The sequence below is a fragment of the Streptomyces xantholiticus genome (assembly GCF_014651015.1).
GTDB lineage: Bacteria > Actinomycetota > Actinomycetes > Streptomycetales > Streptomycetaceae > Streptomyces > Streptomyces xantholiticus.
Genome location: NZ_BMWB01000007.1, coordinates 63,021 through 78,722, shown reverse-complemented (window position 1 = coordinate 78,722; position 15,702 = coordinate 63,021). Strand labels below are relative to the sequence as shown.

Sequence of the window (15,702 nt, the reverse complement as noted above, 5' to 3'; positions counted from 1 at the left end):
GAGTTACGGCGTCACGAGGTGATCCGGAGGTCCTCCAGGGTCGCGGCCGTACCCGGCAGTTCGGAGCGCGCGGGCGCCTCGAGTCCGTCCAGGAACAGTTGCAGATGGCGATGGACGAACCGGTCCATGTTCGGGCACGCCGTGCCCGGCAGCGGCCGGGTGAGCTGGGAGAGCGCCACCATCAGGTCGCCCACGGCGACGTCGGTGCGCATCCTGCCCGCCGACTGCGCCGCCTCGACGAGACCGAGCACGGCCTCCTCGAGGCGCTCACGTCCGGCGTGCAGGTCGGGGTGGTCGATGTCGAAGGCACCGGAGAGCATCGGGCACAGGGCGCCGATCCGCTCGTCGGCCGCCGCGTGGACGAAGCGGCGCAGTGCGGCGAAGGCGTCGGGCTCCTCGGCAGCCGCCGCGTCCGCCTGCTCGGTGGTGCGGGAGACGACGGACAGGACGACCTCGCGAATGAGGGCCGCGCGGTCGGGGAAGTGCCGGTAGAGCGTGGCGTTGCCGACGCCCGCGCGGCGGGCGATCTCGTCGAGCGGGACGTCCGGCCCGAACTCGACGAACATCTCGCGCCCGGCCGACACGATCCGCTCACGGTTGCGCAGGGCGTCCGCACGGGGGCGCGGCGGGCGGCGCGTCGCGGCGGCGGTGCTCACGTCTCCACTTCCTTCCTGTCCTTGTGTCCTCAGCGGTTTCCCAACCGGGGATAGTTTCCCCGTTTCGCGGGACACCGGTTCAAACGGGGAAACGATCCCCGGTTATTTCCCGGCCCTGCTGTGACCTGAGCCACATATGCGTCCCGCCGGGAAAATCCCACGATCGGACCATCCCGGCGCGCGCCCTGCCACCACCCGACACAGGCTGTCGGACAGAGCGCAGCCAGGGCCGGGCCTGCTGCCGCGGACCGGGAGGCGATCGGCATGGAGCAGACCCGTCACCGGATACGCGGACGGGCCAGGGTCGGCGGACTCGCCGCCTTCGCGGCCCTCGCACTCGCCGCCCTGACCACATCCAGCTCTACGATCCCCGCCCCGGGCCGGGTCCCGGCCGGACCCAGCGCCGCGCCGGACGCCTTGGGCCTCGGGCCCTGCCGCATCCCGACGGCCGTCGGCGTCCAGATGTCCGAGGGCCTGCCCACCCCGTCCGGCTACGTCCGCTCCACCGGCGTGGTCCACGCCCTCAACCTGATGATCGACTTCCCTGACGCGGAAGGCAGCGGCTCCGCCCTCGACCGGCTCGCGGAGTTCTTCCCGCAGACCTCGCAGTGGTTCGCCACCAGCTCGTACGGGCGCCTCAGCTACCGGCCGCACGCCCCGGTGAGCGACTGGCTGCGGATGCCGAAGCCGTTCGCCGCCTACGGGATAGAGCGCGGTTCTCCGTACGAACCGGGTTACCGGCGGCTGGTCGAGGACCTGGTCGCCGTAGCCGACCCGAAGGTGGACTTCGACGCGTACGACCTCGTCAACGTCCTGGTGACCCCCAACGCGGGGCCGTCCGCGCTGGACACCGTGCTGTCGGTGACGTTCTCCGGCAACGAGCAGGCGCCGATCGCCGACGGCATGCCGCTCGCCAACACGTCCTTCGTCTACAGCCGCCAGGACGACGGCTCAGGGACGTACGCGGAGACCGGCTACCGCGTCCTGCCGCACGAGAACGGCCATGTCTTCGGCCTGCCCGACCTCTACACCGCCAGCGGCGGCAGCGCGGTCGGCCACTGGGACATCATGTCCGAGGACTGGGGGGCCAACAACGACCTGCTCGCCTGGCACAAGTGGAAGCTCGGCTGGCTCGACAACAGTCAGGTCAACTGCGCCGCCGCGCCCGGCACCGCGGAGTACGCCCTCACCCCGCTCTCCACCCGGGGCGGCTCCAAGATGGCGATCGTGCCGCTGAGCGAGAACACCGGCTACGCGGCGGAGGTACGCACCAGGGCCGGCAACGACGCCCACGTCTGCGAGCCCGGGGTGCTCATCTACCGGGTGAAGTCCCACATCGACACCGGACAGGGCCCGGTCACCGTCTCCGACAGCGACGACGACAGCGGCGGCTGCACCCGCCGGCCCAACGTCCACGCGGAACTGTCCGACGCCCCCTACCGGCCGGGCCAGTCGTTCACCGACCGCGAGAACGGCGTGCGCATCTCGGTGCTCGACGAGGACAGGAACGGCCGCTACCGGGTGCGGATCACCCGCGAATGATCACGGAGGCGACGGGACGACCGAGCGGACGAGGCGACCGATCGGGCGAGGCGACCGATCACCGGACCGTGAGTGTCTCCCGCAGGACCCGCTTGAGGATCTTGCCCGTCGGGTTGCGCGGCATCGGCTCGTCCCGCACCAGCACATGGGCGGGCACCTTGAACGCGGCCAGGCTCCCGCCGACGTGCTCCCGGAGCCCCTCGGCCGTGACCGTGGCACCGGGCCGCAGCCGCACGACGGCCGCGACCTCCTCGCCGAGCACCGGGTGCGGCACGCCCAGCACGGCGGCGTCCGCGACGTCCGGGTGGTCGTGCAGCACCGCCTCGACCTCGACGCAGTACACGTTCTCCCCGCCCCGGATCACCATGTCCTTGATCCGGTCGACGATGCTCACCCGGCCCTCGCACACGGTCGCGAGGTCCCCGGTCCGCAGCCAGCCGTCGGCGAAGGCCGCGGCGGTGGCCTGCTCGTCACGCCAATAGCCGCGCACCAGGCCCTGACCCCGCAGCCACAGCTCACCGACCGCGCCCTCGGGCAGCGCCTCGCCGCCCGGTCCGGCGATCCGCACCTCGACGGCCGGCGCGGGCCGGCCCACACTGCGCGGGTGCTCGCGGTAGTCGTCGCCGAAGTTCGCCAGCACACCGCCGCTGGTCTCGGTCAGCCCGTATCCGCTGCGCGGCTCGATCCGGTGCCCGTAGGCCGCCGTGAGCCGTGTGACGAGGTCCGGCGGCGCGGCGGCGCCGCCGGTGCTCAGGTTGGTCAGCGTCTCCAGGCGCGCCCCAGCGCGCTGTGCTGCGTCGACGAGTTGGAGCGCGGTCGTCGGCACACCCGAGTAGTGCGTGACCTTGTGCCGGTCGATCAGCGCGAGCGCCTTCTCGGCGTCCCACTTGCGCATCAGCACGAGCGTGCCGCCGACGCCCATCATCGAGTACAGCGTGGTGAAGGCGGCCACGTGGAAGAACGGGAACGTCATCAGCGCGACCGGCGCGGGTCCCTGTCCCGGCAGCACGCCACGCGCCAGCGCCGCCGCGGCGGCGTGGTAGCGCGGGTGCTGTGCCGCACCGGCCTGCGCCAGCTGCGTGGCGACAGCGCCCTTCGGCCGGCCCGTGGTGCCCGACGTGTAGATGATCGTGGCGTCCGCCTCCGCCGTGACCTCGACGGCGGGCGGCGCGGCGAGCGGGTCGGGGGCGTCGAAGTCCTCGTACCGCTCGACGCCCTCGGCCACGTCACCGTGGTGGTGGAAGACGACGGTACGGGCATCGTGCGCCGCCGCCCATCGCGCCACCCGCGGCAGCCGCTCACCGTCGACCAGCAGTACGCGCGGGGCGCAGTCGTCCAGCGCGTACGACAACTCCTCCTCGGTCCACCATGCGTTGAGCGGCACAGCCACGAGCCCGGCCAACTGCGCCGCCCAGAAGGCGATCTGCCACTCGGGGTGGTTGCGCATCGCGACGGCAGCCCGGTCCCCCGGCCGCAGCCCGTACGCGTCGACGAACCGCCGCGCGAGGGCGGAGGCGGCGGCGAAGAACTCGCCGTACGTGTACGTCCGGCTCTCCGCCACGAGGAACAGCCGCTCCCCGTACGCCCAGGTCGTCTCGACGAACTCCCGCAGAGTGCGCGGCCCGTTCTCGTACAGCAGCCCGCCGTCCTCGCCGCGGACGACCGCGAAGGGAGCACCGGGGGCGGTGAGGGCGGCGGCGGAGTACGGGTGCGGGTGCGGCACGGTCTGCCCTTCCAAGCGCTTGCTCAGTACGCCCGCGACGCTATGCCGCACCCCGGACCCCGTCAAGGTCGCCCCACCTCGTGGGAGCTACCAGGCCTCCTCGAGGAGCCGGGTCAGCGCCTCGGCCTCCGGCAGGCGCGGGTTCGGGTAGGGCCGGGCGGCGACCCGTTCGGCGACCGCGCGCAGGCCGTCGCGCGGCACCCCCAGAGCGCCGAGCGTGGTCGGGCCGTCGTAGCTGCGGGCGAGGCGGCCGACGACGGCAGCCGGGTCGCCGCCGGAGATGCGGCGCAGACGGGCGCCGGCCTTCGGGGCCGAGGGGAGGTTGAAGGCCATGACGTGGGCCAGCAGCAGAGCGTGGAGCTCCGCGTGCGGCAGGTCGAAGGTGCCGCCGAGGGCGTGCGCGAGCTGGTGGTGGAGTCCCATCCGGGTCCGGGCCAGGCAGAGGCCCGCGAGCCAGGCGGACTCCTGGAGACGCTCGCGGCCCGCGATGCCGGTCGGGTCGGCGAGCACCGCCGGCAGGGCGGTGAGGATGCCGTCGATCGACTCCGTGGCGAGCGCGTCGCTCACGGCGGTCGCGTCCGGCGCCCAGAGCGCCTCGACCGCGTGGGCCAGGGCGTTGAGCGAGCTGGTCAGCGTGAGCCCCGCGGGCATCGTCAGCGTCAGCTCCGGGTCGTAGACCACGGTCCCCGGCGCGATCGCGGGGTCGCGGCGCGTGGTCTTCACGCCGTTCTCCGTCTCGCCCAGGACGGGGGTCACCTCCGAACCGGCGTACGTGGTCGGGACGGCGATCTGCGGCATCCCCGTACGCGTGGACACCGCTTTGGCGAGACCGACGGCCGAGCCGCCGCCGATCGCCACCACGGCGTCGGCGGACGTCTCCTCGACGAGCTTCATCGCCTCGGCCGTCACGGACACGGGGGTGTGCACGGCCGGCCGGTCGAACCGCGCCGCCAGGCGGGCTCCGAGCGCCCCCGCGAGATCATCGGCCGCAGCGCGCGCCGAGCCGGTCGCGACGAGCAGCACCCGCCGGGCACCGAGTCGCTCGATCTCCCGGGGGATCTCGCGGCGCGCTCCACGGCCCACGAGCACCCGGGAGGGGAGCGTCTCGTGGACGGCCACTTGGGCGGCGGCGGTGTTCTCGGACATCGGTCGTTGCCTCCGTCGTTTCAGCCCGTCCGACACTGATACCGACACCCAACCACCGACCCGCATCCGCTACGCTGTTCCTGGCCTGGAATGAGATCCAGGCTTCCGCCTTCGTAGCTCAGGGGATAGAGCACCGCTCTCCTAAAGCGGGTGTCGCAGGTTCGAATCCTGCCGGGGGCACACTGAGAAACCACAGGTGAGAAGCCCAACAGGCCCCCCGGTCCAGACCGACCGGGGGGCCTTTCTCGTCCGCGACGCCACATCGACGCCACATCCCCGCCGGAGAGGCCCTCCGGAACCCCCGATTGGGGGATGGCGAATGCGTGCTCACACCAATTAGAGTCGGCGTCGAGAGGGGTAAGGAGCGTCTCCCCGCGCGCACCTGAGATGTGCCTCTCGAGACCTGTGGTCGCCCGGCGGGGAGGCCGGCGCCACAGGCGGAAGGCCCCCACCGGGATTGTCGGTGGGGGCCTTCTGTATCCAAAGTAGACCGCCCCGCACGCACAAGCGCGCGGGGCGGGACGCCTTGACCGAGTCTTAGCGTCTAACGGCCGAGCGTGGCGGAGATGTGTACGCCCGTCGGCCGCTGCGGTGCCGCACCCAAACAGTCCCGTCAGATGCGGCCGTCCACTCTGCTTCCCTCAATCCCCGTGGCCACGCGAGCGAGCCCCGATCATCCGCCACGGGGGCAACGGACGATCGGGGCCATTTCAGCGGGCGCCCTGTACTGCTCGCCGTCGGGCTCCCGCTTACCGCCCGGGGGACAGTACCGAGCCCCGGGCGGGGACCTAAGGGCAGGCGTAGGCGTCACAGTCGAGGACGTGCGCACCCATGCGGCCGACAGCCCGGCCGACGAGTATCGCCCCGGTCGTGAGCCGCTTTTCGCAGGCGTAGCAGGCGCGGCCGGCGTATGCCTCCCGCGACAGGGCGGCCGCAGGCGGAATCGGCGTGCCGGCGCACCTTGAGCGGCCGGTGACCGGGGTGGTGTCCTCGGCGGTCACTGCCGCTCCTTCCCCGTGTTCGGCCACTCTGCCTTGGTCGACCAGTCGTAATGCCGGTGCGTGTGCCCGGGAGACTCGCTGCAACGGTCGTACCGGTCCGGGTCCGGATGCTTGACCCAACACGGCGACGGGATACGCACCCGCGGCTCGATATCGAGGATCGGCGACCAACGCCTCTTGCCGGTCATGCCACCGTCCCCCGGAGCGGGGTGAGGCGGCGCTGCTCGCGGCACGGCGCGCATGCGTACAGCAGCACGTCCGGGCCGGAGTTCCGGATGACCGACTTCACCGGTAGCGCGGTGCCCGAGTCGCCTCCGTGGAAGTGGCAGAAGCCACCTGTTCCCTGCGGTGCGGGGTCTGTACGCTCGTCCACGACGAAGCCCTCCTCTGGGGTGTCGTCCACACCCCCGAGCCGGTCGCACGGCTGCGGGGGTCTTCGCTCGGCATGGTCTACCGAGGTCTACCGCACCATACTGCGGTCGCGCCGTCTACCGCAGCTACCTAGCGTCAACCGAATGAGCAGTGATCTTGACCGGACGCGGCCGGTGTGGAGGCAGATTGCCGCGGTGCTCGAGCAGCGTATCACGGACGGCACGTACCCCGCGGGCAGTCGCGTGCCGTCCGTCGTCGAACTGAGCGCGGAGTTCGAGGTAGCGGCGTCCACGGCGCAAAAGGTGTTGGCGCACCTGAAAGCCGAAGGGCTGGTCAGAGCCGAAGTCGGGTTGGGAACGTTCGTCGCCGACCGGGGGTGATGGGCCCTGAGCGACGAAGAAGCCCCACCCATCTGGGTGGGGCTTTCGTATCCCCGCGTTGGCGGGGAGCAGGTGTTGCACGCCCCTAAAACTTGGGCCATCCCCGCAACGGCGGGGAGCAATGCTTGTCCGGATGAATCATCTGGACCAACCCCGCGTTGGCGGGGACTCCCGATAGAACCAGGCAGGAACACCCCCGCAGCGGCGGGGACAACGCCTAGCACTAGATCGGAACACCCCCGCAGCGGCGGGGACGAGACGACTATGGCACAGCCCGCCGACAACGGGGAGCCGGAACGCAAAAAATGCCCCCTCCCGCCCGAAGGCGAGAGGGGGCACAGGTGTTCACGGGTACTGGCGGCGGTTCGGATCCAGCGCCAGGGACAACGGCAGCGAAGGTTCGTCGTCTTCGGGCGGCGGTGCGCCGTCGCGGCGGCACACCTTCGCATCCGGGTCGTATTCCGGTGTCTGCCAGGAGTAGCCCTCGGGGCAGGACTGACCAGCCGGCCCGGCGGGCCCCTGCTCGCCCTGCTCGCCGCGGGGCCCCTGCGGTCCCTCCGGGCCAGCGGGCCCCGGTTCGCCCTGCGGTCCCGGCGCGCCCGCCTCACCGGCGGCCCCATCCTGGCCGGGCGCCCCCGTCGCGCCGATGCCCGCGGCGCCGGGAGTACCCGACTCCCCTACAGGGCCGGACGGTCCGACGGGCCCGCGCGGTCCGCTCGGGCCCTCTTCGCCACGCGGCCCGGGAGGTCCGGTAGGGCCGGGCTTGCCCTGGCCGGGCTCACCCCGGGATCCGGGCGGCCCCGCTATCGGCTTCTCGCCCAGCTGCTGCACCTGCGCAGCCAGTTGATCCCGCGCCGCGTTCGCGTTGCGCAGCTCGACTTGAAGACTGCGGACGCTAAGGAGAATCCCGGCCAGGACCATGCCCAGCACCAGGGCCCCGAAGATGGCGAGGACGTCGCCGCGGCGGTGCTTCCGTGCCTCTGCGCGAAGCGCCGACCGCGTCATGTCCCAGCCCCCTGCATCAGTAGGAGTATCACCGGCAGCAGCACGCCGATCAGCGGTATGACGACGGCGCCGATCAGCCACCTTCGGGTGGCCACCAGCTTTTCGGCGTCCTGCTCGCGGCGGGTCTCCAGCGTGGCGACGCGCGCGCCGAGCGCTTCATGGCGCAGGTCGTAGACCTTTTGGTCTACCTTCTCGTCCATGCGGCGCCCGAGCTGCTGGATATCGTCGCGCACGTCGGCGAGCCGATCCTCGAGGCGCCGGACCATTTCCCCTGGGGTCGGCTCATCTGCCATGGGGCGGTGCTCCTGTCAGGTCAGACGCCGCGCGACTGACTCGGTACGGTCAGCGTGGGCGACACCTGCGCGCGGGTGAGCAGCGTCAGCCCGGCGAGGATCACGCCGTTGATACCGCCGATGACCTCCTGAGACACCTCGTATCCGAAGGTGGCAACCAGGACTGCGCCAGCTGCCGTGATGGCAGTGAACGCTTGCGGGGCTATCGGCCGCGTCTTGGCCGCAGCCCAGCCGCCCAGGACGGCAGTCACGAACGCGACGATGGCGCCGGCCATCTCCGCCGTGAGGGGGGAGATGCCGAGGGAAACGACCAGACCGAGCGTTGCCGCCAGAGTGTTCAGGACCGCTACCGGCTCGCGGCCGAAAAGACGTGTCTGCATGGAGTATCCGATCTTCGTTGGGGAGGGGTCATGCGGTGACGGTGAAGCCGTACCGCTTGCCGAGGCGCTCGAGGGAGGCCCGGCCAGGGATGCCGTCGGCGGCCGCGCCGCGGTACCCGCCACCAGCCTTGGATCGCTGCCACTTGGCGTACGCCTCCACGGTGCTCGAGCCGAAATGGCCGTCGCCGTATCGCTTGGCGAGGAGGCCGGCGTCGATGAGGGCGGCCTCCACGGTCCGTACGCCGCTGTACGTGACCGGTGTGCCTCTCCGGGCAGGATCGGTCCGGGCGGCGGTGATGAGCCGGGACAGGTCAACGACCGGCTTCCGCGGCGCCGGCAGCTGCACGGCCGGGGCCTGCGGAGCGCCAAGGCGTCCAGCGATCCGCGTGCGCATCGAGTCCATGCCGAAGCCGCGCGGGTCGACCTTGCCCGGCTGCCACTCGGCATGCCCGAGGACGCTGCGCTGCGTCCAGCCGTGCGCGCGGCAGATCGCCGCCGCAGCCCTCTCAATCGCCTCCAGCTGCGCCGCCGGCCACGGGTCCTTACCGTCACCGAGGTTGATGCACTCGAAGCCGTAGAAGGCGCGGTTCCCGTCGGTGTTGGCTTCGTTGTCCGCCGGCAGGGTGCGCTCGTCGATGATGGCGCGCAGCACGTCGTCGTCCCCGAGCCCGGCATGATTCGCGCGGCCGTTGCCGACCAGGTAGACCGTGCCATCCTTGGCGATCACGCCATGGCACAGAGGGCCGGGCAGCGTGGAGTGGCCGTTGTAGCAGAGCTCTACTGAGGACTGGGTGCCCTCGGTGACCGTGTGGTGGATCATCACGCCGTTCACCGGTCCCCACGGGCCCTTGTGGTTCCGGCTGTGAGTCCGCCACGACCGGTGTTCGACGACGCGCAGGCCCTCGTTGCGCAGCGCCTGCAGCAGCCGATCGGCGGATAGTGGTGTGGCCATAGGGACTCCAGACATGAGAAAAGCCCCGACAGGCGGGGCGGCGAAAGAAGAGCAGGGGGCGGTCAGATGATGGCGACAGCACTCGGGAAATCGCTGGCCGGGCCAATGTCTTCCACCTGGATGTACGACACGTGTGTGGCGCTGGCCGCCATGAAGCAGTTGCCGGTCCCTGTGTTGCGGACGTAGGTGCCGACCAGGGCGGCCGACACATCGGCACCGGTCGTGTTCGTGCAGACCTGCGCCGAGTAGTAGTCGACATTGACCCCGCCAGCCGGAATGTAGATCCGGAAGCTCTCCAGAAGCACTTGTCCGCTGGTGTTGGTCTTGCGGACACGCATCGTCATGGTGTCCTCAGCGACCGACGACTGGCCGAGCCCTCTGAGGATCACCCGGTAGGCCCGGCCGGTCTCGAAGGTCACAGAAGCGGTGGTGATAGCCACCGTTTCTACGGTCGTAGTGTTCGAGGAATTTGCCGTGATCGGCGTGTAGTTCTTCAGCACCGGGGCCCGGCGGTTCCACATGTCCGCGGTGATGAGCTGCCCAGCGAGCACAGTGTCAGGCATCGGGCTCCTTACAGTGCGACGTAGGACGGATAGGCCAGCCGGACCGCGGTCCCGGCCGCATGAGACTTGACGATGCCGTTTACCGAGCGGGTGACGGTGAACTGCTGCGGCCCGGCGCGCAGATTGTCGAACTGCACGGTGACCGGCAGGGGGTTGGTCGTCGTCGCACCCAGGAAGGTACGGGCACCGACCGAGCCAGCGGCGGTCATGTCGGTGTCAGTCGCGGACAGCTGCCAACTACTCGGCTCCGTCCCGGACCGCAGCCACACCTTTGCGTTCAGGGTGCTGCCGGTCATTGCAACCCGCAGCGTGTACCAGGTGCCGGCGGTCAGCGTGATCCCGGGGGCCACGCTGGTGAGCAGCGTTTCCGACCCGTTTCGCTTCCGCAGCGACAGGGAGAAAGCCCCGCCCGCTGAGACCTGCACCCGCGCGAAGTACATGTGTGTCTCGTCGATGTACCTCACCGGGGCGTACACGTATGCCGCGTCACCCGCGGGCACAGCGGATAGGGAGAAGTCGAATCGCAGGTCGACATCGGAGACCGGCACGGGCACGGTCGTGACCCGGAAGAGGCCTCTCGTATTCATGATGTGCCGGCCCGTGCCGGAGCTGACCGCGTAGTCGGCCGCGGCACCACCGGAAGTAGCCCACGCCTGGCCAGAGTCGGACGTGCCCCACCCAGAGGCCACCGTGCGGCCAAAAGCGTCCTCAGCCACACCGGTGCACGCGGTGACCGTGACCACCTCGCCACCGACGCGGACGTCAAACGGGAATTGGTCCGCGTACGTGGCGCTGTCGATCCACTCCGGGCCGCTGGTCGTCACGAGCGGCAGTACCGTGTCGTCCGCGTCCACCGCGGCCGCCAGCTCCGTGCCCGACGTGTCCGCCCGCGCCGTGTCCGCAACGGCCACCGACCACGGCCCGGCCGGCGCGCAGAACAGGGTGAGGTCCCATGCCAGGGGGCCGATTTCCTCCTGATAGCCCATGACCATCAGGTCGACGGGTCCGGGCGGCAGGTGGTCGGGCAGGTCGGTGATGCGGATGACGTCGCCGACGTCCAGCAGGAGCACATCGGAGATCAGCGCCGGGTATTTGTGCAGGTACAGCCGCACCGACGGATACCGGGCCTCGTCCCACGTGCCCAGGTGTGCGGCCCACGCGGCGATCTGCAGGGGCTGCGTGTCGTCGTACATCGACAGCGACAGGGACTCGTCATAGATGCCCACGCCGCCCTCTTCCGGGGGCAGTACGGACAGCGGCCCGTCCTCGACGACCACGCGGGCACTACTACCGCCGATCCTTTGCCTCGTGACGTCGTTCCGAATCGCTTGGTCGTCGTCCACAGGGGTGAGCGGCGGCGCAAGCTGCCCGTACGGGATCGTGAGACGCGGCGTCTGGTTGTAGAGCGAGGCCCGGTCCCGATACCGCAGGCCGGTCGACTCGCGGTCTTCGTAGAGGATGCCGCCGTCGGTCGCCTCACATTCCTCCAGCAGCTCCAGCAGAGTGGCCGGCAGTTGCGGGCCCATGCGCTGCTGTAGATCGGTCGTGCCCGCTACGGCGATCGGCAGCGACTCCTCATCAGACAGGCGGGAGATACGCTCTCCAGCAGTCTCACCCGTCCATGCGTCGGCCGCGCTGAAAAGCGCAAGCGGGCCCACGCTGCTGCTCGATGTGGGCCACACGGACACGTGGCCGATGGCCATGCCGTCGAGCTCGGTACCAAATCCGCCTAGCGGACTGCCCACCGCCGTTGGCGTTCCCACGGTTCCAGCGAAGCTCAGGGTTACGCCAACGCCGTCGCCCTCGACAGGCACCCACGCAATGTGCCACTCGACGTTGCCCCCGGACTGTGTAGCGGTGAAGTCGACGCGCATCCACTGCCCGAACAGGGTGGTGTCCGTGGCAATGTCCTCGGTGAAGACTGTCGCGCCGTCGGAGTCGAGCCCGAAAACGCGGGTCAAATCGTTCCGCGTTTGGATGTACCACTCCCGCACCGTTCCCGTGGACTGAATCCGCATGAACGTGTAGAGCGTCGTATTCGGCTGCTCCAAGTAGTACATCCACACGACGCCCCACGAGCTGAGAGCGCTACTCGGTGCGGGGACTTTGCCCTGCATCAGGCATGCGCCGCTGGACCGGTCCACGACAGCCAGCGCCTTCGATCCGGCAAGCGTGTCGTTAGCGCCGAAGTCCATGTTTTGGGTGTCCATCGGCTGCACGCCCGCTATGGGTGATGCTGCCGCGGTCGAACCGCTCTCGTCCTCCATCGGCCAGTACGCGAGCGGCCCAAACGACGGAATGCGGCGCCGCAGCGTCGAGTCGAGGGCCTTGCGGCCCTGCCCGAGCCGGCGCAGCGTCCCCGCCGCGGCCAGGCGGGCGCTCACGTTATGCCCGGACACGTGCCACGACGGCGGCCACTCCGGAATGGCCAGATTGAACCGCTGCCAGCGATCCGACAAGCTGCTGCCCGACCGCACAGACCACGACAGGCCCACACTGTCGACGAACGCGGTTGCTCCTGCGGTGGTCTCCGCAAAGTGCGGCGCGGCAACGAGCGTTCCCCCGATGCCGTTACGCAGCTCGAACGCGTGCACCTTGCCGCTGGCCGACGCGAACGACAGCGTGGACCAGCCCTGACCGACGCGTACGCCTGAGGTGCTGTTGAACAGGCTGGTCACGCCGGCCCCGGTAATCGGCTCGCCAAGCTGCACCCACGGGCCCTCGATCGTTGGTGCGGTGTAGAACGTGGTCGTGTTGCCGGTAGCCCCGTTGTCGACATCGAACGTGACGCGCACAGCGAGTTGGCCCGATGCCGGCACTGGTAGCGGCTGAGTTGAATCTCGCTCGACCGCCGTAACGCCGTCCGTCGACCACTCGAAGTGAAGGTTTCCGTCACGGGCCATGACAATCCATGACCTCTGATTGCCGGTTACCTCTCCTTTGCCGCACAGCTCGACCGACCCGGCGGCCTGCCAGTTGTCAAGGGTGGCCTCAAACCGGATGTCGATGTCTCCGACAATGTCAAGTGCGGCAGAGTCGCTAGCGAGGACCCCAAAGCTGCTGCTATCTGATGTCATGGAGAGGTACGTAGGACCGGCGACGGTGCACCGCGCGGGCGTGTTCCGCGGCAGCAGCCCGAAATACTCGGAGCGCGGGTTGCGGTTGGAGTACTTCCCGCCCGGTGACGCCACCGTGAAGTCAGCGGCGGCCGGGTCCACGCGGGTACCACCCTCGCGGTACCCGCGCGTGTGCGTGATCTGCGTACCCGCCGCCCGCACATCGTCCGTCACATCGACCCACTCGCCGCCGATCAGGAACTCCACACGCGCGTCAGGCACCGGCATTCCGCACCCCTTTCCTCAGTTACCGAACGCGGTCTGCACCGACCCGCGCCCATCGACCTTCACGATCTTCCGAATGAGGCGCTTCACCTCGTCCGGCCCGGACACCTCGATTCGCACCGTCGTCACACCGCCGCCAGCCTGCGGCACACCACGGAACTGCGCGGCCTGCGCCCATCCCGGCACGCCGCTGCCAACATCCGGTATGCCGCTGTGAGCGCCAGCCATCAGGCCCGACACGGCAGACGACACCACGCCCTCACGGGACCGGATGCCAGCGGCCAGAGCCTCACTGATCGCCCGGCCTGAATACAGCGTCCAGCCCGTACCCGAGAAAGGTCCCTTCTTCGCGGGGCTGAAGGGGAAGTAACTACGGGCCGCGGCCACGACTCGACTTGCCGCGGATGCAACTTCTGAAATCCGCGACAGAATGCCGCCGATGAAACCGCCGATCAGGGCGCGGCCTGAATTCCACAGCATGCTGCCGAGGCCGCCAAATGCTCTGCGGAGCTCACCGGGAATCCGCTGGAACATGCCGATCATGTTGCCCACCGTGCCCGCGACTCGCCGGCCGAAGCCAGCCACAGAACCAACGAAGCCCGCGATTTTCAGGGCAGCAACCCGGACGACGCCCGACACGGAGGAACGAAACTCCTCGAACCTCCGGGCCATGACGCCGATCTTGGCCGACGTCTCACGTGACGCGGCGGCAATGGCCTCAACGTACTTGGAGTTGAGGATTTGCGAAACCAACCGGAGGGCCGGAACAACAAGGTTGTGCAGCACCCAGCGGACGATACCGAGCACGAAAGTCAGGGTTTGAATGGCGGCCGTCGCCAGCTTGATGGCAAAAGGCATCTGCTCTCGGAGGATCACGGCAAGGTCAACCAAGATCGGGCCGAGCTCCCGCATAAGCGGCAGCAGTTCCGGGCCGATTTTGTTGATGAAGTCCCGAATGGGCGGGCCCAGCTCCCGGATTACAGGGGCGAGCTGAATGAACGCCTCTTTCAGCAGCGGCAAAACATTGTCAACCAGATCACCCGCAGTTTTCGACAGCTCGCGAAGGATGGACTGGAATTCTTCCGACGCAGTCAGCCGCTCGAACGCCTCGGAAACCCTCTCCAGGATGGAGAACAGCGAGCCCGTTTCGTCAGTAACTCCGCCGATGATGTTCTTGAGTCCGCCGAAAATATTGCGGACGATCCGGCCCATTTGAGCGAGCGCGTCAATGGCGCCGTCGATGGCGCGTTCCAGCCTGCCGGACTCGAACGAGTCGGTCAGCGAATCCGTGATACGGGCGGATACTTCGTCCGCCTTCTTCGCGATCCGCTCCAGCGACGGGCCGGACGCTGATGCCAAAAGCCCGAGCGAAGTGACCACCCGGCCGGGCACCTTTTCCATGTTTTCGAGTGACTTGGTGGCCGAATCCAGGGCGCGCCCGAGAACGCCTTTGTCGCCAAGGTCGCGGGCTGCCGCGCCCGCTCCCTTAGCCATGCGGTTGAGAGTGTCGCCTGTACTCAGGAGCGCCCGCTTAAGGGCGGGCGCAACCGACTTGGCGGTGCGCTCCATCTCCTTGTTAAGGCCAGCGAAAACCCGGTCCTGTACCGCCTTGCGGAGCTTGTCCAGCTCCGGGGCCATGGCTCGCAGGGAGTCGGTGAACTTACGAGCCTCCGGGGACAGCTTCTTGATCGCCTCCGCGTACGCCTCTGCACCCTCCGGGTCCAACGCCGCCTTGACCGCGTCCCCTACACCCACCATCGCGATCTTCAGCGTGTTCGATGCGAGTTGCAGCGCCACCAGCGCGGACACGCCTACAGCCGCAGCCGGGGCGATCTGAGACAGCGCCGCCACAAGCCCGGCGGCCACCGGCACCGCGGCACCGAGCAGCACGGCCATACGACCCAGCGACGACACCGCACCCAGCAGGCCCCGCCCCGCAGACGCGATCCGCCCGAGCTCGAAACCGAAGCGGCGCCCCTCCTGCGTGCCCTCCCGGATACCCGCGGCCAGCAGTTCGCCGGTCGTCGCGAAACGGCCGTTAAGGGTGCGGAGCTGGCCGTTCACGTCCCGCTGAAAGCCGCGCATCCGCAGTTCGGCATCATTCAGGCCGCGGCGCATCCCCGAATCGTCCGCGCGAATCAGGCCCACCAAGTCGCCGATAACAAGGGACACGATGGCCTCCCGTATGTGGTTGTCAGCCCTGCAGAGCGCTACTGATCTGGCCCGGATCGTCGATGATCGACAGCTCGTGTTCCGCGACCCGCCGGAACACGGCGGCGTCGGACAGACCGACCAGCAGGACCGCGAACCGGCGCCGCGTCATGGCGGCGATGTCCTGCGGCCCGAGC

15 protein-coding genes and 1 tRNA gene are annotated in these 15,702 nt (G+C 69.4%); 3 read left to right on the top strand and 13 right to left on the bottom strand.

The window, feature by feature from the left end; all coding sequences use genetic code 11:
* Window positions 1–11: 11 nt before the first annotated feature.
* A complete protein-coding gene (locus IE198_RS13765) occupies window positions 12–656 on the bottom strand; it encodes a TetR/AcrR family transcriptional regulator (RefSeq protein WP_189886243.1) in 645 nt (214 codons plus the stop codon).
* A gap of 264 nt (window positions 657–920) precedes the next feature.
* Between IE198_RS13765 and IE198_RS13760 the strand changes: the two genes are divergently transcribed.
* The gene (locus IE198_RS13760) at window positions 921–2,198 is read left to right on the top strand and encodes a M6 family metalloprotease domain-containing protein (RefSeq protein WP_189886241.1); all 1,278 of its coding nucleotides are present in this window, start codon (window positions 921–923) and stop codon (window positions 2,196–2,198) included.
* Between the two features lie 58 nt (window positions 2,199–2,256).
* On the opposite strand, the gene IE198_RS13755 is transcribed toward IE198_RS13760, so the two are convergent.
* Complete coding sequence (locus tag IE198_RS13755; protein WP_229833909.1) at window positions 2,257–3,936, bottom strand: class I adenylate-forming enzyme family protein; 1,680 nt, start codon at window positions 3,934–3,936, stop codon at window positions 2,257–2,259.
* A gap of 72 nt (window positions 3,937–4,008) precedes the next feature.
* Entirely contained in the window at window positions 4,009–5,067 is a 1,059-nt protein-coding gene (locus tag IE198_RS13750) for a maleylacetate reductase (RefSeq protein WP_189886239.1), read from the bottom strand.
* 107 nt (window positions 5,068–5,174) lie between these two features.
* On the opposite strand from IE198_RS13750, the gene IE198_RS13745 reads away from it, so the two are divergent.
* Window positions 5,175–5,247: transfer RNA gene (locus tag IE198_RS13745), tRNA-Arg, on the top strand.
* Between the two features lie 608 nt (window positions 5,248–5,855).
* Here IE198_RS13745 and IE198_RS13740 read toward each other — a convergent pair.
* A complete protein-coding gene (locus IE198_RS13740; RefSeq protein WP_189886557.1) occupies window positions 5,856–6,068 on the bottom strand; it encodes a hypothetical protein in 213 nt (70 codons plus the stop codon).
* 184 nt (window positions 6,069–6,252) lie between these two features.
* Window positions 6,253–6,441, bottom strand: a complete 189-nt coding sequence (locus IE198_RS13735) for a hypothetical protein (RefSeq protein ID WP_189886237.1) — start codon at window positions 6,439–6,441, stop codon at window positions 6,253–6,255.
* Between the two features lie 142 nt (window positions 6,442–6,583).
* Between IE198_RS13735 and IE198_RS13730 the strand changes: the two genes are divergently transcribed.
* Entirely contained in the window at window positions 6,584–6,820 is a 237-nt protein-coding gene (locus IE198_RS13730) for a GntR family transcriptional regulator (RefSeq protein ID WP_189886235.1), read from the top strand.
* Window positions 6,821–7,165: 345 nt separating this feature from the next.
* Here IE198_RS13730 and IE198_RS13725 read toward each other — a convergent pair whose 3' ends face one another.
* The 8 genes from IE198_RS13725 to IE198_RS36115 all read right to left on the bottom strand — a co-directional run bounded on the left by IE198_RS13725 (window position 7,166) and on the right by IE198_RS36115 (window position 15,677).
* Window positions 7,166–7,825, bottom strand: a complete 660-nt coding sequence (locus tag IE198_RS13725; protein WP_189886233.1) for a collagen-like domain-containing protein — start codon at window positions 7,823–7,825, stop codon at window positions 7,166–7,168.
* Window positions 7,822–8,118, bottom strand: coding sequence for a hypothetical protein (locus IE198_RS13720; RefSeq protein WP_189886231.1), 297 nt, complete (start codon window positions 8,116–8,118; stop codon window positions 7,822–7,824). Before IE198_RS13720 ends, IE198_RS13725 begins: the two co-directional genes overlap by 4 nt.
* A gap of 20 nt (window positions 8,119–8,138) precedes the next feature.
* Window positions 8,139–8,498 (bottom strand): hypothetical protein, encoded by a 360-nt coding sequence (locus tag IE198_RS13715; protein ID WP_189886229.1) that lies wholly within the window; start codon window positions 8,496–8,498, stop codon window positions 8,139–8,141.
* Between the two features lie 28 nt (window positions 8,499–8,526).
* Window positions 8,527–9,450, bottom strand: a complete 924-nt coding sequence (locus IE198_RS13710; protein ID WP_189886227.1) for a peptidoglycan recognition protein family protein — start codon at window positions 9,448–9,450, stop codon at window positions 8,527–8,529.
* 62 nt (window positions 9,451–9,512) lie between these two features.
* On the bottom strand, window positions 9,513–10,013 hold the full coding sequence (locus IE198_RS13705) for a hypothetical protein (RefSeq protein WP_189886225.1): 501 nt from the start codon (window positions 10,011–10,013) through the stop codon (window positions 9,513–9,515).
* Window positions 10,014–10,021: 8 nt separating this feature from the next.
* Complete coding sequence (locus IE198_RS13700) at window positions 10,022–13,357, bottom strand: hypothetical protein (RefSeq protein WP_189886223.1); 3,336 nt, start codon at window positions 13,355–13,357, stop codon at window positions 10,022–10,024.
* 15 nt (window positions 13,358–13,372) lie between these two features.
* On the bottom strand, window positions 13,373–15,526 hold the full coding sequence (locus tag IE198_RS13695) for a phage tail family protein (RefSeq protein WP_189886221.1): 2,154 nt from the start codon (window positions 15,524–15,526) through the stop codon (window positions 13,373–13,375).
* A 22-nt stretch (window positions 15,527–15,548) separates the two neighbouring features.
* Window positions 15,549–15,677: a hypothetical protein gene (locus tag IE198_RS36115; RefSeq protein WP_268246474.1), complete on the bottom strand. Its 129-nt coding sequence runs from the start codon at window positions 15,675–15,677 to the stop codon at window positions 15,549–15,551.
* Window positions 15,678–15,702: the final 25 nt, after the last annotated feature.

Bases quoted from the DNA above. Each gene is read 5' to 3' on its own strand.
- IE198_RS13760 (WP_189886241.1), top strand. From the start codon at position 921: ATGGAGCAGACCCGTCACCGGATACGCGGACGGGCCAGGGTCGGCGGA.
- IE198_RS13750 (WP_189886239.1), bottom strand. From the start codon at position 5,067: ATGTCCGAGAACACCGCCGCCGCCCAAGTGGCCGTCCACGAGACGCTC.
- IE198_RS13730 (WP_189886235.1), top strand. From the start codon at position 6,584: ATGAGCAGTGATCTTGACCGGACGCGGCCGGTGTGGAGGCAGATTGCC.
- IE198_RS13725 (WP_189886233.1), bottom strand. From the start codon at position 7,825: ATGACGCGGTCGGCGCTTCGCGCAGAGGCACGGAAGCACCGCCGCGGC.
- IE198_RS13720 (WP_189886231.1), bottom strand. From the start codon at position 8,118: ATGGCAGATGAGCCGACCCCAGGGGAAATGGTCCGGCGCCTCGAGGAT.
- IE198_RS13715 (WP_189886229.1), bottom strand. From the start codon at position 8,498: ATGCAGACACGTCTTTTCGGCCGCGAGCCGGTAGCGGTCCTGAACACT.
- IE198_RS13710 (WP_189886227.1), bottom strand. From the start codon at position 9,450: ATGGCCACACCACTATCCGCCGATCGGCTGCTGCAGGCGCTGCGCAAC.
- IE198_RS13705 (WP_189886225.1), bottom strand. From the start codon at position 10,013: ATGCCTGACACTGTGCTCGCTGGGCAGCTCATCACCGCGGACATGTGG.
- IE198_RS13700 (WP_189886223.1), bottom strand. From the start codon at position 13,357: ATGCCGGTGCCTGACGCGCGTGTGGAGTTCCTGATCGGCGGCGAGTGG.
- IE198_RS36115 (WP_268246474.1), bottom strand. From the start codon at position 15,677: ATGACGCGGCGCCGGTTCGCGGTCCTGCTGGTCGGTCTGTCCGACGCC.